This window comes from Vreelandella sp. 21, assembly GCF_050995515.1.
Taxonomy (GTDB): domain Bacteria; phylum Pseudomonadota; class Gammaproteobacteria; order Pseudomonadales; family Halomonadaceae; genus Vreelandella; species Vreelandella alkaliphila.
The window spans coordinates 1,863,287-1,887,954 of sequence record NZ_CP194673.1; the positions used below are offsets into that span (position 1 = coordinate 1,863,287).

General features: G+C 50.4%; 21 protein-coding genes. 5 read left to right on the plus strand and 16 right to left on the minus strand.

The genetic code is table 11. The annotated features are described in order from the left end of the window. Window positions 1-9 precede the first annotated feature (9 nt). Together ACN06F_RS08745 and metH are read right to left on the minus strand one after the other, a co-directional pair. Window positions 10-1,326: an MATE family efflux transporter gene (locus ACN06F_RS08745; protein ID WP_433925022.1), complete on the minus strand. Its 1,317-nt coding sequence runs from the start codon at window positions 1,324-1,326 to the stop codon at window positions 10-12. Continuing rightward, the gene (gene metH, locus ACN06F_RS08750) at window positions 1,326-5,021 is read right to left on the minus strand and encodes a methionine synthase (RefSeq protein WP_120386950.1); all 3,696 of its coding nucleotides are present in this window, start codon (window positions 5,019-5,021) and stop codon (window positions 1,326-1,328) included. The genes ACN06F_RS08745 and metH overlap by 1 nt, the downstream gene beginning before the upstream one ends. 286 nt (window positions 5,022-5,307) lie before the next feature. Between metH and nfuA the strand changes: the two genes are divergently transcribed. Beyond that, the gene (gene nfuA / locus ACN06F_RS08755; RefSeq protein WP_038484241.1) at window positions 5,308-5,919 is read left to right on the plus strand and encodes a Fe-S biogenesis protein NfuA; all 612 of its coding nucleotides are present in this window, start codon (window positions 5,308-5,310) and stop codon (window positions 5,917-5,919) included. Window positions 5,920-6,022: 103 nt separating this feature from the next. Here nfuA and ACN06F_RS08760 read toward each other — a convergent pair whose 3' ends face one another. After that, window positions 6,023-7,057 (minus strand): DNA-binding protein, encoded by a 1,035-nt coding sequence (locus ACN06F_RS08760; protein ID WP_038484244.1) that lies wholly within the window; start codon window positions 7,055-7,057, stop codon window positions 6,023-6,025. A gap of 176 nt (window positions 7,058-7,233) precedes the next feature. On the opposite strand from ACN06F_RS08760, the gene ACN06F_RS08765 reads away from it, so the two are divergent. Together ACN06F_RS08765 and ACN06F_RS08770 are read left to right on the plus strand one after the other, a co-directional pair. Then, the gene (locus ACN06F_RS08765) at window positions 7,234-8,457 is read left to right on the plus strand and encodes a tyrosine-type recombinase/integrase (RefSeq protein WP_232482905.1); all 1,224 of its coding nucleotides are present in this window, start codon (window positions 7,234-7,236) and stop codon (window positions 8,455-8,457) included. A 38-nt stretch (window positions 8,458-8,495) separates the two neighbouring features. Beyond that, the gene (locus ACN06F_RS08770; protein WP_038484250.1) at window positions 8,496-8,912 is read left to right on the plus strand and encodes a SufE family protein; all 417 of its coding nucleotides are present in this window, start codon (window positions 8,496-8,498) and stop codon (window positions 8,910-8,912) included. Between the two features lie 26 nt (window positions 8,913-8,938). Here the strand turns inward: ACN06F_RS08770 and yidD are convergent, their stop codons facing one another. The 6 genes from yidD to ACN06F_RS08800 form a co-directional block, all read right to left on the minus strand. Beyond that, a complete protein-coding gene (gene yidD, locus ACN06F_RS08775) occupies window positions 8,939-9,214 on the minus strand; it encodes a membrane protein insertion efficiency factor YidD (RefSeq protein WP_205739042.1) in 276 nt (91 codons plus the stop codon). A 70-nt stretch (window positions 9,215-9,284) separates the two neighbouring features. Continuing rightward, window positions 9,285-9,752 (minus strand): phosphoribosyl-AMP cyclohydrolase, encoded by a 468-nt coding sequence (gene hisI / locus ACN06F_RS08780; protein ID WP_433925023.1) that lies wholly within the window; start codon window positions 9,750-9,752, stop codon window positions 9,285-9,287. Next, entirely contained in the window at window positions 9,752-10,201 is a 450-nt protein-coding gene (locus ACN06F_RS08785; RefSeq protein ID WP_038484256.1) for a transcriptional repressor, read from the minus strand. Before ACN06F_RS08785 ends, hisI begins: the two co-directional genes overlap by 1 nt. A gap of 31 nt (window positions 10,202-10,232) precedes the next feature. Next, the gene (locus tag ACN06F_RS08790) at window positions 10,233-11,231 is read right to left on the minus strand and encodes an alpha-L-glutamate ligase-like protein (protein ID WP_038484259.1); all 999 of its coding nucleotides are present in this window, start codon (window positions 11,229-11,231) and stop codon (window positions 10,233-10,235) included. Continuing rightward, complete coding sequence (locus ACN06F_RS08795) at window positions 11,228-12,751, minus strand: inactive transglutaminase family protein (RefSeq protein ID WP_038484262.1); 1,524 nt, start codon at window positions 12,749-12,751, stop codon at window positions 11,228-11,230. The genes ACN06F_RS08790 and ACN06F_RS08795 overlap by 4 nt, the downstream gene beginning before the upstream one ends. A 38-nt stretch (window positions 12,752-12,789) precedes the next feature. Further along, window positions 12,790-13,629, minus strand: coding sequence for an ATP-dependent zinc protease family protein (locus ACN06F_RS08800; RefSeq protein ID WP_038484265.1), 840 nt, complete (start codon window positions 13,627-13,629; stop codon window positions 12,790-12,792). A gap of 224 nt (window positions 13,630-13,853) precedes the next feature. Here ACN06F_RS08800 and ACN06F_RS08805 point away from each other — a divergent pair, with 224 nt between their 5' ends. Beyond that, on the plus strand, window positions 13,854-14,384 hold the full coding sequence (locus ACN06F_RS08805; RefSeq protein ID WP_038484268.1) for a DUF3833 domain-containing protein: 531 nt from the start codon (window positions 13,854-13,856) through the stop codon (window positions 14,382-14,384). Between the two features lie 138 nt (window positions 14,385-14,522). On the opposite strand, the gene ACN06F_RS08810 is transcribed toward ACN06F_RS08805, so the two are convergent. From ACN06F_RS08810 to gorA, 4 genes are all read right to left on the minus strand, one after another. Then, window positions 14,523-14,921 carry an ectoine synthase gene (locus tag ACN06F_RS08810; protein WP_038484271.1) on the minus strand — a complete coding sequence of 133 codons (399 nt, stop codon included), beginning with the start codon at window positions 14,919-14,921 and terminating at the stop codon, window positions 14,523-14,525. A gap of 84 nt (window positions 14,922-15,005) precedes the next feature. Then, window positions 15,006-16,274, minus strand: a complete 1,269-nt coding sequence (ectB, locus tag ACN06F_RS08815; RefSeq protein ID WP_038484274.1) for a diaminobutyrate--2-oxoglutarate transaminase — start codon at window positions 16,272-16,274, stop codon at window positions 15,006-15,008. A 124-nt stretch (window positions 16,275-16,398) separates the two neighbouring features. Continuing rightward, on the minus strand, window positions 16,399-16,977 hold the full coding sequence (ectA, locus tag ACN06F_RS08820) for a diaminobutyrate acetyltransferase (RefSeq protein WP_030072977.1): 579 nt from the start codon (window positions 16,975-16,977) through the stop codon (window positions 16,399-16,401). 236 nt (window positions 16,978-17,213) lie between these two features. Continuing rightward, a complete protein-coding gene (gene gorA / locus ACN06F_RS08825; protein WP_198349717.1) occupies window positions 17,214-18,596 on the minus strand; it encodes a glutathione-disulfide reductase in 1,383 nt (460 codons plus the stop codon). Window positions 18,597-18,768: 172 nt separating this feature from the next. Here gorA and can point away from each other — a divergent pair, with 172 nt between their 5' ends. Next, complete coding sequence (gene can, locus ACN06F_RS08830; RefSeq protein ID WP_038484281.1) at window positions 18,769-19,416, plus strand: carbonate dehydratase; 648 nt, start codon at window positions 18,769-18,771, stop codon at window positions 19,414-19,416. Between the two features lie 39 nt (window positions 19,417-19,455). On the opposite strand, the gene ACN06F_RS08835 is transcribed toward can, so the two are convergent. From ACN06F_RS08835 to tamB, 3 genes are all read right to left on the minus strand, one after another. Then, a complete protein-coding gene (locus ACN06F_RS08835) occupies window positions 19,456-19,953 on the minus strand; it encodes a c-type cytochrome (RefSeq protein WP_231656939.1) in 498 nt (165 codons plus the stop codon). Between the two features lie 70 nt (window positions 19,954-20,023). Then, a complete protein-coding gene (msrA, locus tag ACN06F_RS08840; RefSeq protein WP_038484287.1) occupies window positions 20,024-20,644 on the minus strand; it encodes a peptide-methionine (S)-S-oxide reductase MsrA in 621 nt (206 codons plus the stop codon). Window positions 20,645-20,653: 9 nt separating this feature from the next. Then, on the minus strand, window positions 20,654-24,661 hold the full coding sequence (tamB, locus tag ACN06F_RS08845; protein WP_433925024.1) for an autotransporter assembly complex protein TamB: 4,008 nt from the start codon (window positions 24,659-24,661) through the stop codon (window positions 20,654-20,656). Window positions 24,662-24,668 lie beyond the last annotated feature (7 nt).

Sequence of the window (24,668 nt, forward strand, 5' to 3'; positions counted from 1 at the left end):
ATTTATAAGTCATAGCGCTTGAGCTAGCCAGCGTCGACGCTGCCACACCCATAAGAAGCTGCTGGAATTGAGCGCACGGTAGAAAAGCTGCACTAGCCATACACCGAGTAGCCCATATTCCAACTCAATGCCTACCCACCAAGCCAGTGGCAGAAACACTAGCCACTGCATGCTCAAAGTAAGCAACATCACTGTTCGCTGAGCGCCAGCGCCCATTAACGTTTGGGCCAGCACCAGCGCGGCAGCATCCAGCACTATCATTAGGCCAGTAATTTGTAAGGGAAGAGTGCCTAACTGAATGAGTGAGTGATCTTCAAAAAAAATAGCCAGAACAGTTGCTGGCAACAACAGCATAGGGAGTGCCAACACTGTCAGCAGCAAACCAGCGACGCTTAATGCGTCGATTCCCCAGCGGTGTGCTGCTTGTTGATCATCGCGCCCTAACGCTTCACCGACCAAGCTCATTGCCGCCACACCCACCCCGACTCCAGGTAAAATAAGTAGCAACGATAGATTCACTAGCACATGGCCGACAGCGACACTCTGCGTGCCCATCCTACCTAATAGCCAGAACAGCACCACATAGCCGGCGGCAAACCATACTTGTTGCAGTGAGTGTGGGATAGCCAAAAATAGTGTGGTCTGTAATGAACGCAATGTCAGCTTCTGTCGGGTAAGTGCGTGGGCGTTATACGTCACGTAAGCCCAAATAATCAGTCCCAGCAGTAGCGAAAGCGTCGTGCCAATACCTGCACCATTGGCACCCAGCGCTGGAAGGCCACCAATGCCATAAATTAATCCTGCACTAGCGATCACATTGAACACATGCACAATGACGATAATACGCAGGTAAAGGTGCGTGTGCTGCCGGCCGTTCCAGTAACCGCGAAAGCAAAGTGTTAAGGCAATCGCGGCTAACGATACAACGCGCCAGCGGAAATACTCCACGGCAATGGTCGTCACATCATCTGCTGGCGTAATTAATTGTATTAACTGGGGAGCCTGCCACCACGCTAGACACGATAATGGAATACCGACCATAACGGCGATCAGCAAGCCAGAGTGAAGTGAGCGTGTTAGCGGGAAGTGTTCTGCGCCCAGGTCTTGAGAGGTTTGCGACTGGACGCTGGAAGAGAGGCCAAAAACCAATGCCGTCATCATAAACATGGCATAGCCGCCGATACCAACACCTGCCAATGCCTCTTGGCCTAAATGGCCTACCAGCGCAGCATCAATAAGGTTGAGCATGCTCTGTGAGAGCATGCCCAGCATGATAGGTAAGGCTAAGCGTATGACCTTACCTTGGCGGCGGCCCACTGCTGACATTAGCTAGGGTCGTAAGAGAGTACCGGAGAGAGCCAGCGTTCCATTTCCACTAACGGCATCTGCTTGCGTTGCGCAATCGCTTCCACTTGATCCCGGGTGATTTTTCCAGTGGAGAAGTATTTTGACTGGGGGTGGGCGAAGTACCAGCCAGAGACCGCCGCCGCAGGCCACATAGCGAAGTTCTCGGTCAGTGCCAAGCCGGTATTTTCTGTCGCATCAAGCAGCCGGAACAGCGTGGCCTTTTCGGTATGATCAGGGCAGGCTGGGTAACCGGGAGCAGGGCGGATACCCTGATATTTCTCGGCAATTAGCGCGTCATTATCCAGCGTCTCTTCCGGCACATAGCCCCAGAACTCTTTGCGCACGCGCTCGTGCATGCGCTCGGCAAACGCTTCTGCCAAACGGTCGGTTAATGCTTGCACCATGATGGCATTGTAATCGTCACCAGCTGCTTCATAGGCTTTGGAAAGTTCATCAACCCCATGGCCTGTGGTAACCGCAAAGCCACCAATCCAGTCGGCTTTGCCGCTCTCTTTAGGCGCAATAAAATCCGCAAGGCTGTAGCAAATACCGTCACGCCCTTTGGTGGTCTGCTGGCGAATGTGGTGCAAACGCTCAACTACTTCGGTGCGACTTTCATCGGCATACACTTCAATGACATCGTCATCGACGCTGTTGGCGGGCCACAGACCAATGACGCCGCGCGCTTGAACACGCTTTTCGTCGATTAGCTTGCGCAGCATCACTTTGGCATCTGCAAACAAATTGCGTGCAGCTTCGCCGACTACCTTATCTTCAAGGATTTTGGGGTACTTGCCAGCGAGCTGCCAGCTCATAAAGAACGGTGTCCAATCGATGCGTTCAACCAGCTCTTCAAGGTCGTAGTTATCGAAAGTTTTTAGACCCAACACCTGAGGTTTTACTGGAGTAAAGCTGTTCCAATCCGTGCGAAAGCGCCGTTTACGGGCTTGGGTATAGTCCAGGTCTGCGGCTTTAGGGCGACGTTTGGCGTTACGCTCGCGCACTTTTTCGTACTCTTCGCGAATCTCTGCAACGTAGGCGGCTTTAAGGTTCGGCGCCAGTAAACGGCCTGCAACGCCAACCGCTCGGGAGGCATCGGTTACATAAATCACGGGGTGATCGTATTGTGGCTCAATTTTTACGGCTGTATGGGCTTTGGAGGTAGTGGCACCACCAATGAGCAGCGGCAGATCCATGCCCCGACGCTTCATTTCTTTAGCAACATGCACCATCTCATCAAGCGATGGGGTAATCAGTCCTGAAAGCCCAATGATGTCAGCATTATGGTCTTGAGCGGCCTGAAGAATTTTTTCGGTGGGCACCATCACGCCAAGGTCGATAACTTCATAGTTATTACACTGCAGCACCACGCCAACAATGTTTTTGCCGATATCGTGAACATCGCCTTTAACCGTGGCCATTACGATCTTACCTTTAGCCTTGGTCTCTTCGCTTTTTTCCGCTTCGATATAGGGAATCAGGTAGGCAACCGCCTGCTTCATGACGCGAGCCGACTTAACCACCTGGGGTAGGAACATTTTGCCGGCACCAAACAGGTCGCCAACCACGTTCATACCATCCATTAACGGGCCTTCGATCACCTCGATGGGCCTGGCGGCCTCGGCGCGAGCCTGTTCGGTGTCCTCTTCTATATATGCAGTTACGCCTTTAACCAACGCATGCTCGATACGCTTATTAACCGGCCAACTGCGCCACTCCAGGTCTTCTTTTTTGGCCGCACCGCTGCCATCGCCTTTGTACTTGTCGGCAAGGTCAAGCAGTCGCTCGGTACCATCGCTACGGCGGTTGAGTACGACGTCTTCTACCGCATCACGCAGCTCGGCGGGTAAGTCATCATAAACCGCCAATTGGCCCGCATTGACGATACCCATGCTGAGGCCTGCACGAATGGCGTGATAAAGGAATACCGAGTGAATAGCTTCACGAACGGGGTTATTGCCTCGAAATGAAAACGAGACGTTCGATACGCCACCGGAGATCATCGCGTGAGGCAGGTGCTCACGGATCCACTGGGTAGCCTCAATGAAATCGACGGCGTAGTTATTGTGTTCATCTATGCCGGTCGCGATAGCAAAGATATTAGGGTCGAAAATAATATCTTCCGCCGGGAAACCAATGTCATCGACTAGTAAGCGGTAGGCGCGTTCACAAATCTCGGTTTTACGCGCAAAGGTATCTGCTTGGCCTTCTTCATCAAACGCCATGACGACAATGGCGGCGCCAAAGCGGCGACACTTGGTGGCTTGCTCGCGAAACGCGGCTTCGCCTTCTTTCAGCGAGATAGAGTTAACCACCGCCTTGCCTTGAACGCACTTAAGGCCCGCTTCGATGATGTCCCATTTGGAGGAGTCGATCATGATCGGAACGCGAGCGATGTCGGGTTCACCAGCGATTAAATTCAGGAAACGAACCATCGCTTCCTGGGACTCCAACATGCCTTCGTCCATGTTGATGTCGATAATTTGCGCGCCGTTCTCGACCTGCTCCAAGGCGACTTCAAGCGCGGTGGTGAAGTCTTCTTCGACGATCAGCCGCTTAAAGCGTGCCGAGCCGGTCACGTTAGTGCGCTCACCGACATTGACAAACAGCGCGTCGGCTTCAATGTTGAAGGGCTCTAAGCCAGACAGACGGCACGCATGACTACGCTTTGCAACCTTGCGGGGCGCCATCGAGCTGACTGCCTCAGCGATGGCACGAATATGCTCAGGGGTTGAGCCACAGCAACCCCCAATAATATTGACCAGTCCACTTTCTGCGAACTCGCTGACAATGGCCGCCATTTCCTCTGGGGTTTGGTCATACTCACCAAACTCATTGGGTAGACCCGCATTGGGGTGCGCAGAAACAAAGGTATCGGCTTTAGTGGAAAGCTCTTCGATGTAAGGGCGCAGCTCTTCCGCACCTAGAGCACAGTTCAAGCCAACCGAGAGCGGCTGGGCGTGGCGAACAGAGTTCCAGAATGCCTCGGTGGTTTGACCAGAAAGCGTGCGACCTGACGCATCGGTAATGGTGCCGGAAATCATCACCGGCAGCCGCGTGTTCAGGTCATCAAACAACTCTTCAAGCGCATAAATAGCGGCTTTGGCATTAAGTGTGTCAAAGATAGTCTCGATCATAATAAGATCGGCACCGCCTTCGATTAACGCACTAGCAGCTTCGTAATAGTTCTCGCGAAGCTCGTCGAAGGTGACATTGCGCTTAGAAGGGTCGTTGACATCTGGCGACAGAGATGCGGTGCGTGAGGTTGGCCCAAGTACCCCAGCGACATACCGCGGGATATTCGTTTCAGCAGCCACGGCGTCACAGACATTACGCGCCAAACGTGCCGACTCACGATTTAGCTCAGGCACCAAATCTTCCATGCCATAGTCTGACTGAGAAAGACGTGTGCTATTAAACGTATTGGTTTCGATAATATCCGCGCCAGCTTCTAGATAGTCGCGGTGAATACGTGCCACTAAGTCCGGACAGGTAAGTGCTAATAGGTCATTATTACCTTTAAGATCCGAGGGCCAGTCACGAAAGCGGTCACTACGGAAATCGTCCTCGCTGAGTTCGGCGTTCTGCAACATGGTGCCCATGCCGCCGTCCAAAATCAGGATACGTTGGGAAAGGCGTTGGGTGAGGGAAGCAGTCAAATCACTAGCAGCCATGGCAGGGGGGAATCTCCAGCGTCTCAGTCGAAAGGATATTTTTTATAGTCGTCGTCATAGTGTGAGCGGCGCCTATCATAACAAAGGGCACACCATAGGGCAGCAAGTAAGGGCGTGAAGTTATTGCAGTATCTTAATGAGTCGCGCTCATATACATAGGCAATAGCCTACTAAAATAGTCGGGATTGTGCTGGCGAGCAGTTTTGCTTACCATAGGCGTTAATGAAATAGTTATAAATGACATGTGATGTGGCCAAGCCACAACCACGGGAGGATAACATCCCTTATGACCGCGACTATCGAAACTGATACCCAAGGTATTGATATTACTGACAGTGCTCAGGAATATCTTGCTGAACTGTTGGAAAAGCAGAATGTTGAAGGCATTGCTGTGCGTATTTTTATCACCCAACCCGGCACGCCTTACGCGGAAACATGTTTAGCCTATTGCCGTCCAGGTGAAGAAGAACCCACTGACGTTAAGCTTGAGCTTGAAAAAATTAACGTATTTCTCGATAAAAACAGTTTGGCGTTTTTAGACGAGGCGGTTGTTGATTTTAACGCGGATCGTATGGGCGGCCAGTTAACCATCAAGGCTCCTAACGCGAAAATGCCTAAAGTTAACGCGGACAGCCCGCTGGAAGACCGCATCAACTACACGCTTTACAGTGAGATTAACCCAGGACTGGCGGCCCACGGTGGTGAAATCAAACTGGTAGAGCTGACCGAAGACAAGGTGGCGATCCTTGCTTTTGGTGGCGGCTGCCAAGGTTGTGCAGCGGTAGATTTAACGCTTAAAGATGGCGTTGAGAAAACGCTGATGGAGCGGATTCCTGAGTTAGCGGGTATCCGTGACGTGACCGATCACACGGATACAACGAACGCTTACTACCGCTAACGCACTGTTGGTGGCACCGTGTTCGCTTCGAAAAGCTCAGCAGAAATCTGCTGGGCTTTTTTTATGAGTGGTAGGTTGTGAGTAATAGGTTATAAGTGCTAGATCATTCGTTGGGTGGATTATCTTCTTTTTCTTGCGAGGAGAGCGTCTCGGGCAGCGCTGTTAATTGTGCCTGAAGGGCTTCCATTCGTTGCCAAAGCTGTTGCTGCCAGTTTTCGTCCTGAAGCGCCGTTTTGTGCTGCTGTTCTAGTGCTTGGTGGGCCTTATCGAGCTCGCTCTGCAGGCTGGAGTGCAGCTCTTTTAGCGATATATTGTTGCGCTCAAGCTCGTCAATTCGTTGTTGCAAGCTGCTGTTGTCTAACTGGTAGTGCTGCAATGTGTCTTTTTTGAGCTGAAGCTCTTTCGCCAAGCTGTCTGAGCGCTGCTCGAACTGGAGTAGGCGCTTTTGTAGTGCTTTTTCTTCTTGGGCACGCTCTTGTCTTAGCGTGTCTAGCAACGCCATCAGTTTTCCTTCTGCTGCTTCGTTACGCTGCTCTTCCTGAGCAATGCGCTGTTCCCAAGCGGCTTGGCGTTGTTGCAGCTCCTCAGTGAAGCGCTCTTTCAGCGAAGCTACGTCATGCTCAGACTGGGTAAGCAACTGCTGGTATCGCTTAGCATCTTGGGTGGCTTGCTCTGCCTGTTGCTGCCACTGATGCTCGCTCGCTTGGCTAGCGGCCAGCTCACGATTAAGTGTCTCCAAGCGCTGTTCTGTATGTCGCAAATGCTCTGCAAGGGCGCTTTCGCGTTGTTCCGCATTGGCTGTCTGCTGAACCGCTTCGGCGGCTTCCTGCTGGGCGCTCTCTACCTGCCGTTTAGCATCTTCGCGATAGTGGATGAGCGCTTGATTGGCGACCTCTTGCGCCTCGCGCCATAGCTCGGTTGCGACGTTAACGATGACTTCTGGAACGCCCTTAGGTGGCGGAACATCGCGATTTTGCTCTCGTTCAATACGCCAATTACGGAAATGCTCACTGATTGTTGTGAAGCTGCCAGTTCCCAGTACTTCGCGAATGCGTTGCACGCTAGGGGTGTCGCCGCGAGCGAGCAGGGTATCGATTGCTTGCTGAACATCACTGTATTGAATCCCGCTGCGAGCCATGGTGCTTATCCCTGTCAGATTGGTAGCGCTATTTTCGTAGGGTTTGGTTAAAATTACAATAATTACGTAATACATAAAACGTAATATTATTTACATTCATCGCTATAAATTCAAGATTACTGCCATAATCTTGAATTTTAACGCTGATAACAGCACACTTAACCCATTGAAAAATCATGCAGTGGACATGGGGAAACGCAGAGATGCCCGGAGAGGTCGCGAAACAGCAAGAACAAGCATATAAAGGCCTAGAAAAGGGCGGTTGGCCTGATTTGCTGGCTAAGTCTTCCGTGCCTGCCCCCCCGGGAACTGACACGCAGTTAATTGATGCTCAAAACGACGTTGAGGCTGTTGCTGCGTGGCTTAGGGAGTATCAAGACAGCCCTCAGACATTGAAAAGTTATCGCCGAGAGGCGGAGCGCCTGCTGCTTTGGCTGTCCAGCCATAACACGTCGTTATGCGATATGAATCGTGAAATGTTGCGCCAGTACGAGGCTTTTTTGGCAGATCCTCAGCCAGCTGAGCAGTGGGTGGGGGCAAGTAAGCCTCGCTATCATGCGCAATGGCGACCTTTTCGTGGTGGGCTCTCGCCTGCAAGTCGGCGGCAAAGTCTGATTATTCTGCAGGGCTTGTTTAGCTGGCTAGTGGAAGCTGGGTGGGTACGCCATAATCCATTTGTGCTAATGCGCGACAAGGCTAGGCGGCTGAATAACCAGGCTCAAACCATTGAGCGTTATCTAGAACGAGATCTTTGGGCATGGTTTTGGCAGTGGCTGAATGCGCCAGTCGGGCACGCTAGTGAGCGAGAAGCGTATGAGCAAGCGCGACGACGATTTATATTCTGCTTCGCTTATCTACTAGCGCCTCGTATTAGTGAAATGGCTAACGCTCGGATGGGTGACTTTCAGGAAAGCGAGGGGCGATGGTGGTGGGTGGTGGTCGGTAAGGGGAGTAAGCTTGCACGTATTCCGGTGCCCGATGACATGCTTGAGTGCGTGCTCGAATGGCGGGAAGCGCTTGGATTATCAGGTCTGCCCAGTTATCACGAACCCGACCCTCTTATCCGTGCGCTAGATAAACGTCGTGGCATTAGCGATAACCAACTTTACCGGCTGATTAAAGGTGTATTTAGCGATGCGGCTGACGCGTTAGAAGCGCAAAATGGCAAGCCTGCCTATGTGAACGCGCTGCGTCGTGCAACACCCCACTGGCTGCGACATACGGCGATTACACATCAAGCGCAATCGGGGGTAAGCCTGCGCCATTTAGCCGAGAGTGCCCGTCATTCTAAACTGGATACGACGAGTCGCTACTTACACACCGAAGATAATGAATGGCACCAAGAGCAGCAGCGTCATCGCTTGAAAACAGCCCCAAAAACGCCTTCTGACCCGTTATAATAGGCATGATATTGAGACACCAACCCAAAGGAAACGCCATGGCAACTTCAGGCGCTGAGCTGGCCCAGCAAGAACTGGTCGAAGAGTTTGAAATATTTGATAACTGGATGGATCGTTATCAATACATTATCGATATGGGGAAGCAACTGCCTGACTTTCCGGAGGAGCAGCGAACTGAAGAGTTTAAGATTCAGGGCTGCCAATCTAACGTGTGGATGTGTCACGAAGGGCAGGGCGACAAGCTTATCTTCAAGGCAACGTCGGATGCGGCCATCGTTTCAGGACTGATTGCGTTGCTGCTAAGAATCTATAGTGATCGCACACCTGATGAGATTAGCCAAACCGAGCCTCACTTTTTGAAAGATTTAGGTTTGGATAAGCACCTATCACCTACCCGCAGTAATGGCTTGCATGCCATGTTGGAGCGTATTTACCAGGTGGCAAAACAGTCTTAATTGTAAACGCGCATTGGAAAGCTTTATCAGTGATGATGGTCGCACTTTGAATGCGGCGGTGCTGTTAAGTCGGGGTCTTCACGACACAGTTGCTCGCTTCTGCCACCAGGCACGGGATCGATGCCACCGGCGCTGCCTGGGTGGCATCGCATAATACGCTTTATCGCCATCCAGCCGCCTTTGAAAGGGCCATGCACTTGAATGGCTTCAACGGTATAGGAGGAGCAGCTTGGCCAGAAGCGGCAGCGCGGCCCCAGTAGGGGGCTAATGGTGTATTGATAGACCTTGATACAGCCAATCATGACGATGGCGAGTGCCTTCAAGGCCCCGTGCTTTGCTTGGGATAGCAGCTTTACCACTTTTCTTTTACCACTATTTCTTGCCGTAAAGTGCCGCTGGGTCGATAAGCGGCTCGCTGGTAATCGTCGCACGCTCTTCACTTACCGATAAGTAAAAACAGCTGCGTCGACCGGTGTGGCAAGCGGGTCCAGTCTGATCGACTTGCAGTAATAGTGTGTCACCATCGCAGTCGAGAGCCGCAGATTTCAGCTGCTGTTGTTGACCCGAGGTTTCACCTTTGCGCCAGAGCTTTTTACGCGAGCGTGAATAGTAGCAAGCACGCTGCGTTGCTAGCGTTTCTTCGAGTGCCTCGCGGTTCATCCATGCCATCATTAACACTTCGCCTGAATCAAACTGCTGGGCAATGGCAGGCAGCAAGCCTTGTTCGTTAAAGTGCACTGCGTCAAGAAGTGCTTCCGTCCCGGGCAACGTGTCGGAAGGGCTGGCAGACTCTAGGGCTTTGAATAGGTCGCTCGGGGCTAATTGGTCAAAACGTGACATTACTCATTACTCGCAGATCGGCAATTTTGGCACAAGCCTTGAAGTTCTATCGTTTGGCGCTCGACGTTAAACCCTTGTCGTTTGGCTAATTCGGCCAGCTGAGCGCTTATTTCATCTAAGTGAAGCTCTTCAACATAGCCACAATGGCGACAAATTAACAGCTGAAAGCCATGGGCATGCTCAGGGCAAGCGCAGGCAACGTAAGCGTTTTGTGACTCTATACGATGCACGAGACCTTGCTCGATAAGAAAGTCTAGAGCACGGTAAACCGTGGGAGGTCTTGCTGCGGCATGCTCAGTGGATAGCTGGTCTAACAAGTCATACGCTTTTAGGCCGCCACCATTCTCAGCAATCAGTTCCAATACTCGGCGGCGAATAGGAGTAAATCTCACGCCTCGGGTATGGCACTGGGATTCCGCTTGTTGTAATAGCGTATTAGCTTCTGTCATTAGGGCACTCGTTGAACGGGATATGCGTAGTCTACGCCGTCGCCGAAGAAGTGTCAGGCGTTTCTACGAGTTCGCTTTGGCGGGCAAAGTGGTGCTGTGCAAACGCTACCCGCTCAGCAACGGGAACACCGTCAGGCTGCTGTTCAATCAGGTCAAGCCGGCGACGAAGCCCTTCTCCGTTGGTCATTTGGATAGCAAGCCCGGGGCGCGCATTAAGCTCAAGCAGCATGGGGCCATGCTTTCTATCCAGTACCATATCGGTGCCAAGATAGCCAAGCCCGGTCATCTCGTAGCAGCCTGCTGCCAGGTGGAGCAGAGTATCCCACTGTGGGACAACCAGACTTGCCAAGTCGTGACCTGTATCGGGGTGGCTGAAGCATGGGCGGTCGAACTGCACCCCGCGCAGAGCCGCGCCTGTGGCAATGTTCAACCCAACACCCACAGCCCCCTGATGAAGATTGGCTTTCCCATCTGATGCCGCGGTAGAGAGCCGCATCATGGCCATGACAGGATACCCTTTAAACACGATGACTCGAATGTCCGGTACGCCTTCATAGGTATAAGCCATCAGGCTTTCATCGAAATTGATCAGCGTTTCGATGACGGCGACATCCGGTGAGCCGCCTAGCGAATAGAGACCAGAAAGTATGTTCGAAACATGGCGCTCAATATCTTCAATCGACAAACTGACACCGCTTGGCTTGATAAAGATACCCTCTTGTACCTTTTCAATAACAAGTATGCCTTTTCCGCCACTGCCTTTGGCTGGCTTGATCACAAAGCCTGAATGGCCGCTCAGCATCTCACTGATATGCTTGACACCAAACTGAGTCGTTACCGTACCAATGAGTTCAGGCGTTGTAATGCCGTAACGCTGCGCAAGAAGCTTGGTTTTCAGCTTGTCGTCAACAAGCGGATATAAGCGTCGGGAATTATAGCGGCCAATGTAGCGAATATTTCGCCGATTCATGCCGATAATTCCCTTGTCTCTAAGTCGTGTCGGCCACGTCCAGTTCTTTAGCCAGCTCATGAGGATTTCTCTTCATCGGTAATTGGCTTAAAACGGCGTAGCTCCAATAAACGGTAGCCCGTGTAATTACCAAGCAACAAGATGAGCGCCATCAGAATGAACTGAACGCCAAGGAAGTTGAAAGTAATGTGGCGAACCCAGGGGTTGTTCATGGCAAGGAACGCTAATACAGCGGTTAAGAGGCTGCCTCCGCCTTGAACCAATACCTGCTTTGGCCCTTCCTCTTCCCAAAGAATCGACATCCGCTCAATCGTCCACGCGAGAATGATCATTGGGAAAAATGTGACGGTTAACCCCGAACTTAGGCCCATACGATAAGCAATGACAGTGAAAATTGAGATGATTGCTATGACAGTGATGATGACCGCCGAAACCCTCGCTACCAGCAATAGATTGAGATATGAAAGATAATTACGAATGATCAAGCCCATGGCCACAATCAGCAGGAAGCCAATTAAACCCGTTAGCAGGGTAGTTTGAATAAATGCTAATGCAATAAGCACCGGCATAAACGTGCCCGACGTTTTCACCCCAACCAGCACGCGCAAGAACACTACTACCAGTGCACCAATGGGAATCAGCAGAATCGTTTGGAAAAGTGCCTGCTCTTCCAAAGGAAGGCTATGGATAGAGAAGTTCAGTAGCGTGTCGTCAGAATAATGATTGCGAACCGCCGCAGACGCAGGCTGATAATGCGTCAACATAGAAAAGGTAACCCGTGAGTTGGTGCCGCCCTGAACTTCTAGGACAGCGCGACCGCCAGTTTCCCAGAGCAGAAGGTTGTCGGGCTTTCCTTGCTCGCCGGTCGCGGGATTAAATAGTGTCCATGTTTCAGCAGATTCATCGAACACTTGAATCCAACTGCTGAGGGTTTGTCGACGACGACCATCCTCCATCAATAGACCGCTGACTTCCCTTGCATGAACACCCGCTTGATTCAACAAGCGCACAATCAGCGGCGATGGCTGTTCTTGGGTTAAGAGTAGTCGTGCATTTTCCCCTTGGCGTTCGCCATTAATATCTAAAATCAATTCTCTCGCAAAGGTGGCGTTATTGGCGCTACGTGCCCAAGCGCGATCAATTAATTGGCTAGCAGCTGAGTCGTACGGGCTTTCCCAGGGAGGAATAGTCGATAATTCTGGTGGCGTTTGCACGGGTGAGCGCGCATCTGGCGAAACAAGCATCTGCACAGAATAGTAAAGCTGTTGGCTGCCGGCGGCATTGCGAATAGTCCACTCAGCCTGACGACCTAGTTCATCTGCTTTGTAGGCAAGCCCATAGCCGGAAGATGCGGTGTTTTCCGTCAACACCCGATATCCAGCCTGATGAGAAGGTAGCGCTAGATCAACCTGCACAGGGCCGTCCTGGGCATTAAAATTGATAACCGCTTCGATTTCCCACACTTGGCGCTGCTCACCGGGTAGCCAGGGGATTTCAAACTGAACATGTCGATGTACACTGGCGGCGATGCCAACTAACAGCAGTAATCCAACGATTAAATAAAATGGCAACCGTGACATCATGATTCCTTTCAGCGAAAAACGGCGGGGGAGAGCTGTTACTCTTCAGTATCGTCTTGATCTGCTGCTTCATCTTCAGCGGCTTGATCGGCGGGTTCACCACCCGGGAATTCTGGGCGTTCGTAAAGATAGGTTTGAGCAACATCAATGGTGGCAATATCCATCATGAATCGCCGTCCTAACAGCACTGGGTAGTCCAGATGGGTGCGATTATTAAGGGTGAACTCAACGTTTTCGCGGATTGGGCCCAGGGTCATTAACAGTGAGATCACTGGGCGAGACTCTTCACCAGATGCCTGAACAATACGCACCCTACGTACAATTGGCGCTTCGATCCATTCATCACGCACGCGATCTACGACCACGTCATCGTCATTTAGTGCCAACTTAAAGCGCACCCAATTTTCGCCATCACGTTCAAAGCGGGTAATTTCAGATGCTGATAGTGATGACGTGTTGGCTCCTGAATCAACGCGCGCCTTCAAATAAGTGCCAACGCTGGGTAAACCAATCCATTCACTGCGGCCTAGCAGCGTTTTGTTGTCTTGAGTGGCCTCAACATCGCACTCTTCACGAACAATAACGGGATCTTCACCGCGAGCTTGTATACCAGCCACATCTTGACGCAAATAGCGCAACAGACTGCCGACTTCGCGAACATCAGCTGTCAACGCTTGCTGCTGGTTAAGCTGCTGCTCGTGTAGTAGTGCAGACGCGGATGCACACTGCTGGGCAAGAGAGGTTTCAAGTTCAAGGATGCGGGTGTTAAAAGACGCTTCGCTTAATGGCGGTGGCTCATTCGTTTCTGGCGGTGTCACAGCACAGCCTGCAACCGAAAGCGACAAACCAGCCATTAGACACAATACACCTGAGCGCATAACGTGAGATATCCTTAAACAAGAAGAGCATGAATGATAAGGAGAAGGACACTGGATTGTCCAACTTGATCAGCTGGTTTTGGAACCTTTATCTATCTGATTTAACATAATATATATTATACGAACCTATAGATTATGTAGAAACACCTGTTAATGCTACTGTAACGCACCAATTTCTCCTACAATAGCTATACGATTAACATCCTTCGTGTAGGAATATTCTAATGATACGCAAACTCATAATTGCCACTACCCTATTTGTGCTTGCTGGCTGTGCCAATGTCGAGGTTGAAGATTATGCCAGCACAACTCCTCGCTTAGATATCGCTGAGTACTTCACTGGCAACACCCAAGCTTGGGGTATGGTGCAAGACTACTCTGGTGAAGTACAGCGCCGTTTCACAGTCGATATCACGGGAACTTATGACGGCAACAAGCTGACTCTTGATGAAGCTTTTTTGTTTGCTGATGGTGAGACGGATCGACGGGTGTGGGAGTTTGAGCGAGTAGACGATCATCACTGGGTTGGCACTGCGAATGATGTTGAAGGCCAAGTAGATGCGCGTCAGTATGGTCACGCCTTCCATATGCGCTACCCGCTTGATATCGAGGTTAGCGGCCGCACTATCCGTTTCTTAATGGATGATTGGATGTATCTGCAGCCCGATGGGCGTTTGATAAACCGCACCGCGATGAAGAAATTTGGCTTTACCTTAGGAGAAATCACCTTGGTTTTCGAGCAAGTCGATTCGTGAGCCTGATTTCTTAACACCTAATTTCTTAGCAACTAATTCCATATCACCTATGCCAATCTTCCATTAAAAACAGCCTGCTTAATAAAGCAGGCTGTTTTGTTTTGTCATTAGCCAATTAGAAAGCTAACGTTGACCTTATCACTCACTAGCAGGTGCAGCGTATGAGCCGTCTTCCTGGTGTACTTCATTACCAGTAATTGCTGGCGTGAAGACGCATGCGACGGTCATGCCTTTTTCTTTACCGCGTAACAGATGTTCGTCGTGCTGATCCAGCAGATAAATATCGCCTGCTTTGATCGGCCAGATTTTACCATCGGCTAGGGTTTCTACTTCGCCTTCGCCTTCATAGCAAAACACAGCTTCATAGTGGTTTTTGTAATGAATATGCGTCTCAGTACCTGGGAAAATACGGGTAATATGAAATGAAAAACCCGCATTATCATTGGCTAGAACAAGACGCGTGCTGTCCCAGTTGCCATTTTCGGCAGTGACAAGACGATCTGTTTTACGTGCTTCTTCAAGATTACGAACGATCATAGAATTGCTCCGTTATGAGGCACTTGGTATTAACCGAAGCAGCCCAGTGCTGAATCGATGCTGCAAAATTAGCCTAACTCTACATCACGCTTGGATAACAGCATTGACTGAGGCTTCTAGAATATCCAGCGCTTCCAGCAAGTCCTCATCACTGATGGTCAGCGGGCATAGGCACTTCACTACTTCGCCGTCTTGGCCGCTGGTCTCAATAATAAGGCCGTGCTCAAATGCTTTACTGGTGATCTTATCGGCAATATCACCAGAGACAACATCAATACCACGCATGAGGCCACGTCCACGTTCAGTGGCAGGCATACCGTTCTCACTGAGTAAGGCCGCCAGCTTTTGGAAACGTTCTTCAACAATACGCGCTTTGCGCTGAACATCACGCTCAAAAACATCATTTGACCAATATTTTTTAAGCGCAGCCGTAGCGGTTACCATTGCCAGACTGAAGCCGCGGAACGTACCGTTGTACTGTCCAGGCTTCCATTTATCAAGCTCTGGGCGCATCAACACATGGGCAAAGGGCAGCCCGAATCCAGAGAGTGATTTTGAGTTAGTCACGATATCAGGCGTGATGCCCGCGTGTTCAAAGCTAAAGAACTTACCCGTGCGGCCACAGCCAGCTTGGATGTCGTCGATGATCAACAGAATATCATGGGCGTGACAGATGCTCTCTAAACGCTTGAGCCATTCAAGGCCTGCCACGTTAATACCGCCCTCGCCTTGCACAGTTTCGACAATAACACCCGCCGGAATATCGAGGCCGCCAGATTTGTCGTTAAGTAATTTCTCGAAGTAATCCAGCGTATCCGCATGCTCTCCCATATAACCATCGAAGGGTAAAAAGCTTGCGCCTTGTGTAGGAATGCCACCGGTCGCCTCGCGGAATTTGCGGTTACCCGTGGTTGCCAATGCCCCCATAGTGACGCCGTGGAAGCCGTTGGTGAAGGTCACAATGTTATGGCGACCTTTAGCAACACGGGCCAAACGGATGGCCGCTTCTACTGCGTTAGTTCCTGTCGGACCAGGCAAATGTACCTTGTAGTCTAAGCCGCGAGGCTTGAAAATAACCTCTTCAAGGGTTTCTAGGTAATCACGCTTTGCAGCGGTCCACATATCCAGGCCATGAACAACGCCATCTGTTGACAGGTAGTCGATCATCGCTTGTTTGAGATGTGGGTTATTGTGACCGTAATTGAGAGTCCCGGCACCGGCCAGGAAATCAATGTACTCACGACCATTCTCGTCTGTTAAACGAGCATTCTGGGCTTTCGTAAACACAACGGGGAATGAGCGCGAATAAGTACGTACGTTAGATTCCATGCGTTCAAGCGTCTGGGTCTGCATTAACGACCTCCTTTTTAAATCATTGAGCCAAGCGTAGGGCAAACTGGCGGAAGCAGTGGTAACAAATTTAAAAACGTAACCAGCTATGGAGAGCCGCGTACTGGGCGATAGCTGGTCCGTTCCGTTACATACTGTCTGTTTGAAATGGACCTATGCGAACTAGGTTTTCAGGATCATGCTCTCCACCGAGTTGTTCGGTAGAGAAATATTCACGGCTATTTAAAGGGGCTTGCCAACGTGCCGCTAGGCGGCGAAATAAGCCCCAAGAGGCCTGATTGTCTGGAGTGATCGTCGTTTCCAGATGATGCACATTATCAAGTTCTGGACGCGACATAATGGCTTCGACTAAGCGGCGTGCCAAGCCTGTGCCACGTGCTTTTTCACCGACGGCAACCTGCCATAGAAAGTAGGTGTCCGGCGCGTTGTCTTTCACATAACCAGATACAAACCCTACTATCTCGCCCTCTTCATTTGTTGCAACCGCACAAGTGTCACGAAACTGAGTTGCCAACAGTAGATAAGCATAAGCAGAATTAACATCAAGCGGCGGACAAGCTTTTATCAACTCGTAGACGCCCCAACCATCATCTGCATTCGGCTTGCGAATAAATAACGGAGTAGACGCATGCCCAACCACAGCATCAGCGACTGTCGGGCGGGCAAGATCTGCAGAAGGGGTAAAAGGTGTTATTGGCGTGCTCATGGTTATGCTTCGCTGTAGCGAATTTGAGCGCCATTATAACAGCTGATTATGAGCAATTCAAAAATCATATTATTCATCCTGTCCTTTTCCATAAATTTTGGTTATCAAAAGCGTCTCTACCTGCAAAAAAACAGCTGAAAGAACCGCTGTATTGGAAGAGTTTAGATCAACCTCACATAGCTGCGAGACAAAAAAGGCGAGCTGATGCTCGCCTTAAAAATGTGAATTTTATGTAATCAATTGCGAGTAGCTGTTCTCATTGTCACAAACTCTTCCGCACCTGTGGGGTGGATACCGATGGTACGATCAAAATCTTCTTTTGTAAGCCCAGCTCTGACCGCAATAGCGATCCCTTGTATTAATTCACCGGCCTCTTCACCTACCATGTGAGCCCCTACGACAACATCTGTCGCATCATCAACGATTAGCTTCATTAAGGTGCGTTCTTGGCTACCTGACAATGTGTGTTTCATTGCTTTAAAGTCCGCGCTATAAACGCGAATCTTGCCAATGTTTTCTCTGGCAGCCTCTTCAGATAGCCCTACCGTCCCAATATTGGGATGACAAAAAACAGCCGTAGGAATCGTGGTGTAGTCCAGCGGTTTAGGCAGTGTTTCATTGAAGTGGATATCGACTAGCTGCATCGCCTCAGCCAATGCCACGGGCGTCAATTCAGGCCCCTGGGTCAAATCGCCAAGCGCCAAAATCGAAGGGACTGACGTTTCGTAGCGCGCATTCACTGGGATTTTTCCCTTGCTATCAAGATGAATGCCCAATGCTTCAAGCCCTAGCCCCTGCGTATTGGCATTACGTCCTGTCGCTGCTAAGACGGCATCTACCTCTTGAACATCACCGTTAGTTAAATACACGTTAAACGCAGAGCCATTGGGTTCAATCCGTTCAATATTGGTATTGAAATGCAGATTGACGCCTTTTTTGCTCATTTCATCGCGGGTAAAAGCTCGAACTTCTTCATCAAACCCTTTTAGAAACAGCTCTCCACGATAAATCAAATGCGTTTCACTACCGAGGCCGTTAAAAATGCTCGCGAACTCGACTGCAATATAGCCGCCCCCCAAAACGAGAAACCGCTCTGGAAAAGCGTCAAGGTCAAATATTTGATTTGAAGTGACTGTATATTCACTGCCAGGAAAATCAGGTACCCATGGCCAGCCACCTGTAGCCAGCAGTATCTTTTGTGCTGTTACTTGGGTAACACCCTCTTCAGAGGTCAATGAAACGGTGTGTGCATCTGTCACGGTTGCTCTAGCGTGAAGCAATACGACCCCCGCGCCCTCCAACATCCGCTGATAAATGCCATTTAGGCGTTTTATTTCACTGGTTTTATTGTCGCGTAGCACTGACCAATCAAAGACAGCAGGCCCAGGCAACTGCCACCCAAAGCCCGCGGCATCATCGAAGCTGTCGTGAAAGTGGGCCGCATAGGAGTACAGTTTTTTAGGCACGCAACCGACATTGACACAGGTACCGCCCAAGTAACGATCTTCTGCTATAGCAACTCTGGCACCGGTTGCCGCCGCCATTCGTGCGGCGCGAACCCCCCCTGACCCTGCTCCAATTACCAGTAAATCGTATTCATATTCCGCGTTATCTGCCATGTGCTACTCCTATCCTGAACCATTGCATGTACTTATCGGTCATGCACTTGCCGACAACGGTCGCTAAGCACAAAGATTGACCTTAGATTCCGAGAAGGTTAAAACCCCTCTCTCTGTATCCTAGTTTGCTCTATCTTGAACCTAACAGCTCCTAACCTGTGACGGAGATCCAATGTCTAACGCTATTGAAACACTGCTTGATAATAATCGCGCCTGGGCAGAGCGTATGTGTGAGGAAGATCCTGACTACTTTAAACGCCTTTCCAATCAGCAAAACCCTGATTACCTCTGGATTGGTTGTTCTGACAGTCGTGTGCCCGCTAACCAGATTATTGCCCTTCCGCCAGGCGAAGTCTTTGTCCATCGTAATGTCGCTAACCTTCTCCACCATACCGATATGAACGCACTATCAGTTGTGCAGTTTGCGGTGGATGTACTCAAGGTCAGTCATATCATGATTGTGGGGCACTACGGTTGTGGTGGCATTAAGGCGGCAGTAACCGGCGGTGAATGCGGAGTCGTCGATTACTGGCTGCATTCGGTGCGCGAACAGTATAACCGCCACCGTGATACGCTTGAACACTTGCCATTGGAAGAGCAAATTGACCGCATGTGTGAATTGAACGTAAAGGCTCAAGTTAATAGCTTGTGCCGAACTAAAATTCTGCAACGTGCCTGGCAGAGAGGCCAGGATATTTCAGTGCATGGTTGGGTCTATGGGTTGAGCGACGGCCGTGTAAAAGATCTAAATTGCACCATAACCGGCCTGGAGCAGGTTGAGACCCTTTATCGTATCGACCGCCTTCAACAAAGCGACTGACACTATCTGTGCCTATCGCTCTAATGACATCGATCCCAGTTAGTTATAGCGGTAGGCGCGATGACAGCTTTTACAGCTTAAGCCAACATCAGAAAATGCTCGCGTAGCCGCGCGATAATCCTCTTGCTCGGCAGCATCAATCAGCACTGCCACCTTTTGTTCAAGATCTGTAAATCCCGCTGCGAAGTCTTCCCATTCCTCCCATATTTCTGGGCGAGCGTCAGACCCGCGTCCATGGGTGCCGACAATAAACGCGGGCAAAAAATGAGCTTGAGTAGCTTGTTCCTGAAGCGTTGCTAACCGTGGAGCGGCTCCGCGGGCATCCTGGTTATTCACCAAGTCAAAACGCAGCTGACGCAGAAGACTTTCTAGCTCTTTCAATTCATCCTGACGCCATATGACTGCTTCTCGTTCACTGGCAAACGGGCTTTCTTCAACCGTTTGAGGCATCGCTGGAACGGTGTCTTCAGTGACTTCCTCAGCCATGACCGGTGTAGCAATTACACTAGAGATAGTCAGAGCCCAAACCGAAGGCATGAGCCATGAACGTTTTAAAGTGTGTGGCATTTTACTGACCTTATGATGAATGATTTGGCCCTCACCACGACTAACCGATGGGACAAGTCACACCGGTACCTTTGAGCCCACAGTAACCACCGGGGTTCTTGTTCAGGTATTGCTGATGATAAGCCTCTGCGTAATAAAAGGTATTCAGCGGCTTGATCTCGGTAGTAATAGCACCACGGCCAGCCTTATCGAGAGCCTTTTGGTAGGTATCGGCACTCTTTTCTGCCGCAATCAACTGCGCATCCGTTGTTGTGAAAATAGCAGAACGGTACTGGCTACCTACATCGTTGCCTTGACGGTTTCCTTGTGTAGGGTCGTGCTGTTCCCAAAAAATTTGCAACAGCGTATCTAAGGATGTGGCACTGGGGTCGTATACCACTCTAACCACTTCGGTATGGCCTGTTTGTCCCGTACACGTTTCTTGATAAGTTGGGTTTTGTGTTTCTCCCCCAGCATAACCTGCGGCAGTGACGTAAACCCCCGGTACTTGCCAAAACAGGCGCTCAACGCCCCAAAAGCACCCCATACCTAACACAATTTCTTCATACCCTTCTGGAAAAGGAGGGTGAAGTGAGTGGCCAGTAACGGTATGTACGCTACTCGTTTCAATCGGCGTCACGCGGCCAATTGGTGTTGAATTTGCTTTAGAAAATAGCGCCATAACGCCCTCTTATTGCCGTGGATAAATCGTAGGGTCACCGGGCCGGGTGAAGGTATAAATTAAGTCGACGGCTTGATTGGCACCCGATACTGCCTGCACGTATAGATTACGCCAAAGTGTGTAGCGTAACGTCAGTTCTGCAATGGGCGAGAAAATGCCAACACCGTAGCTAATACGGATGTCATCGGTTAGCTGCCCAGTCAGCGCTACTTGACTGTTGTCACCTGCCCCAGTGGTATCCAAGGTTAAATCGCTAATACCAAAGGCTTCTCCAATTGAACCAACGGCTTGGCCTGTCCGTCCAAGAGACATTCCAATCAAGGCGGTAGTTAGCTCGCTGCCAATTCCACCACCAGCAGCATCTGGCGCCCGCCCTCTCAATAAATATGACAGTGCACGGGTTTCACTCATTCCTGGTTCTGAAAAAATAAGTACGTTAGGTTCTTCGGCATTGCCTCTGACGCGAAGGCCGGCAATAACCTCATCTTCTGTGATGTCTGGATTTCGAATGGCTTCGAAATCGAGGATTGGAAGCCCTGGAGGACCACTGAATATTAGCTGTCCACGGCGAATCAGGAGATCTTGACCAAAGGCTTGAAAGCGGCCATCGACTAAATTGACATCACCAAACAGCTGTAGTGCACCACGGTTTTGACGAATTTCTAATGTGCCACCCAAGCCAGAATTAAGCCCATATGCTGATATTTGCATATCACGACCCAAGGTTAGTGTGATGAGCACATCAAGGGCCATGCCTGATTGTGAGAGCTCGTCAGCCGCGCTTGAATCGTTATTGGCAGCTCGTTGCTGAGCCAGCCGTTCCGCTTTTCGGTCGTCACGCTCGGTGATAATGACTTCGTCAGAGCTTGGGCTAACAGCCGAGGCAGGAAGATCGCCAATCTCTAAGCGCGCCCAAGGTAGATCGACATTGCCACGCACTTGCAAGCGATCCGGCGTTACGCGAATGCGGATATCAGGGGCTGCTTCTAAACGCCCAAACTGTGGTAAAACGATTAATAGTGGCTCCTGGGTAGCGTTTACATCGACACCAATACGCCAGTCGTCACCTGCGGGCCAAAACGCATCCCCGGTAATATTTAAGCGGCCACGTTCAGCCGCAATAAAACCATTTATGTCCCCTTGCTCGCCGTCAAACGCAACGACTAGCTCGCCATTTTTAATATCAAGAGGAATATCTGGGCCATTAGCGCTTAGATTGCGAAGTGCAAGCTGCCCCTGTAAATCTGGCTGACTGGTTGTTCCAGTAATTTGTATACTACCATTTAAGTCGCCCTCTAAACGATCCATACCCACCACTAATGGGCGGTAAGGCGTTAAAGAAAGCTCTTGGGCCCTTAGCTCTCCACTAAGACCACCACGACCAAGTGGATCACTAATGGTGAGATCGAGTGTCAGCTCACCAGCATCTTCAAGCGACAGTACAATATCGGCATCAGCTTGAGCTTGGCTGGCTTCTAACTGCGTGTTTAAACTAATCACAGGAAGCTGTACGGGCTGGCCGTAATCATTGACTGCAGTAATCGCTAACTCACTTAATACCTGAACGTCGGCTTGCCACTGAGCTCCCCCTTGGCGCCAAGCTGCAACAAGGTCTGCCGTCGTGTCGCCTTCAAAGCTCCACTCTTTAGGCAATAAAGGCTCCAGTGCTTCCATCGGCACTTCTCTGATGCTTAGCACTGTGCGCCCTTGATCAGCTGATGCAGTAACCGGTTCTTCTGAACAAACAAGCCCTCCTTCTTCGCGCCGCAAACAGAAAGGTGAGAGTTGTGCTTGGCCGTTAGCAAGGTTGTAACGAATATCAAGAGGGGCTTCTAAACGTAGGTTGCCAAACTCGGAGTCAACTTCCAGTGGGGTTAGTTGGCCCTGATACTGCTGCGCTTGCTGATCAAAACGACCATTTAGCGTTAAAAGCGCACGGCTTAGCATGTTATCGGCCTGGCCATCGATACTAACAGCGAGCGCATGTTGAGATAGGCGGCCGTTAAGCTCAAGGGTAATACTTGAAAATGCCTGCCCACCTGCATTGACTTGCTGCAATCCAAGGTTAATGTCTAGCGATGGATCGTCGATACCCTCGATATTACTGGTCAGTGATAACGTTTCAATACGGTTCTCGGCAAAACGCAAATCGCGACCAGTTACTTCGGCCTCTACTCTCGGTTGGCTAATGCTACCTCTGGCAAGAATATTGCCTGTTAATGTACCCGCTAAGTCTGGATGCAGCGTCTGTAATTGACGTAATGCAATCTCAGTATCTAGCGACATTGCTTGTTCACTAACCTGGCCAGAGGCCGTTAATCGGTTGTCTCCCTGAGTGAAAAGTAGTTCTTGGATATCAACTTCAAGCGCACTGTTAGCCTCTAGGGAGGCTTGTAGCGTCAGAGGATACTCCTGGAGCTCCCCATTAATATCGAGGACTGGCAGACTGACTTCCCAGAGGTCGCCCGTTTGGCTCACACTAGCGGTAATATCGCCATTGAGATTGCCGTTGAGCTGTTCGACAAAGTGAGAAGGATCGAATTGATCCAGCCTGATGGTGGTATCAACTCGAAGTGACGAAGCCCAGTTAACTTCCCCTTCACTGCTAAGCGAACTGTCATCTATCGTTAGGGTTAGTGGCGCCCAGCGGAACGATGAAAGATCTCCGTCGCCACTGAGGCGAATGTTGGTGGCTGGCACTTGCGGGCCTTGAGCGTTTAAGGAAAGCGTTGTCTGGTACGCTTCCAAATTGCCGCTAGCAACGATGTCTATATCTTCAACAACATAAGGTTCTGCCGTTGACTCATCACTACTGGGCTGTGTGAGTGGCCACTGTACTCGGTTACTCTGTAGTCGTATATCAAAGGGTAGCGTCGGTGCTAGTGCATCGACTTGAGCCTCCAGTGTTGCATTAACGACACCGGATGCCCCTAAACTGGCTGTAAGCTCATCTAGGGATCCCGACAGCTCCAAAACAAGCTCTTCCCCACTTAGCTCGGGAAATATCTCGGGTAAAAACAAAGTTGACGTTAATCGAGCATCTATCGGATAACTGCCTGATAATGTAGCGTTGGCTGTTAAGTTTGCCTCGGCATCTGGCGTGAGCAACTCTAATGACCGGAGAGCTATTTGGTTGCCTTCGGCACTCGCAACCACGGCTAATCGTTCGACTTGGTAATCAACGGCTCCGCTGACAGTGACGTCAGTCACGGTGAGGGATGCTAAGTCGATATCAATGGGAAGCATTACTTCAGGTAGCTCAATTCGCTCCCGTGCTGTTAAGGCCTCTACTGCTTGATCAGGTTCTTCTATGAGGGGTTGGGTAGCCATAACAGCACCATCAATGCCAGATGCATGTAACGGCGTCTGAATACCTTCGGTCAGTTGAGTGCCTGCCGAGGGAGGTAAGTACACGGTTGGCTGCATGAGCGTAGTAGGCGCGATACTGACAAGATGCTGTTGTGCAGTGATCGCGGTTGAAAACGATTCCCAACCGATGCGAGTTCCATCAGCTAGCTGCAGCTGAACGTTATTGAACTCAACTGAGCGTAGCTCAATAGGAAAAGGAAGTTGGATGCTAGGCATCCCCTCTGATTCTGGTGATTCAGGGTCCGGTTCAGCGCTTTCCCCCAAACGTATATCTGCACCTTCTATATGAAATTGATCTAGGCAAAGCTTGCCTGACAGCACACAGTCTTCAGCCCAAGCGAGCTCTAGGCTGTCGACGTTGACGCGTGTCTCACCGAGCGATAGTTGAAAACCGCGCAATGCAAACTGGTCGAGCAGTGCACCTTCTTGGTGTTCATACGTAAAGAACCCCCGTTGCTCGCCTTGAGAAAATAGTTGTCCTGTTCCCCAAGGAGAGAGCGCAATGCCTAATAGAAGAGCGACCAAACCAAATAGCCAGAGTGGTAGCACAATGGCTAACCGTACAAAACTCCACAAAAACAACCCGGCACGATGTTTAACTGAGAGCGGTTGACGCTTAATGGATGCCGCTGTTACAACCTTAGCCAAAATGCTC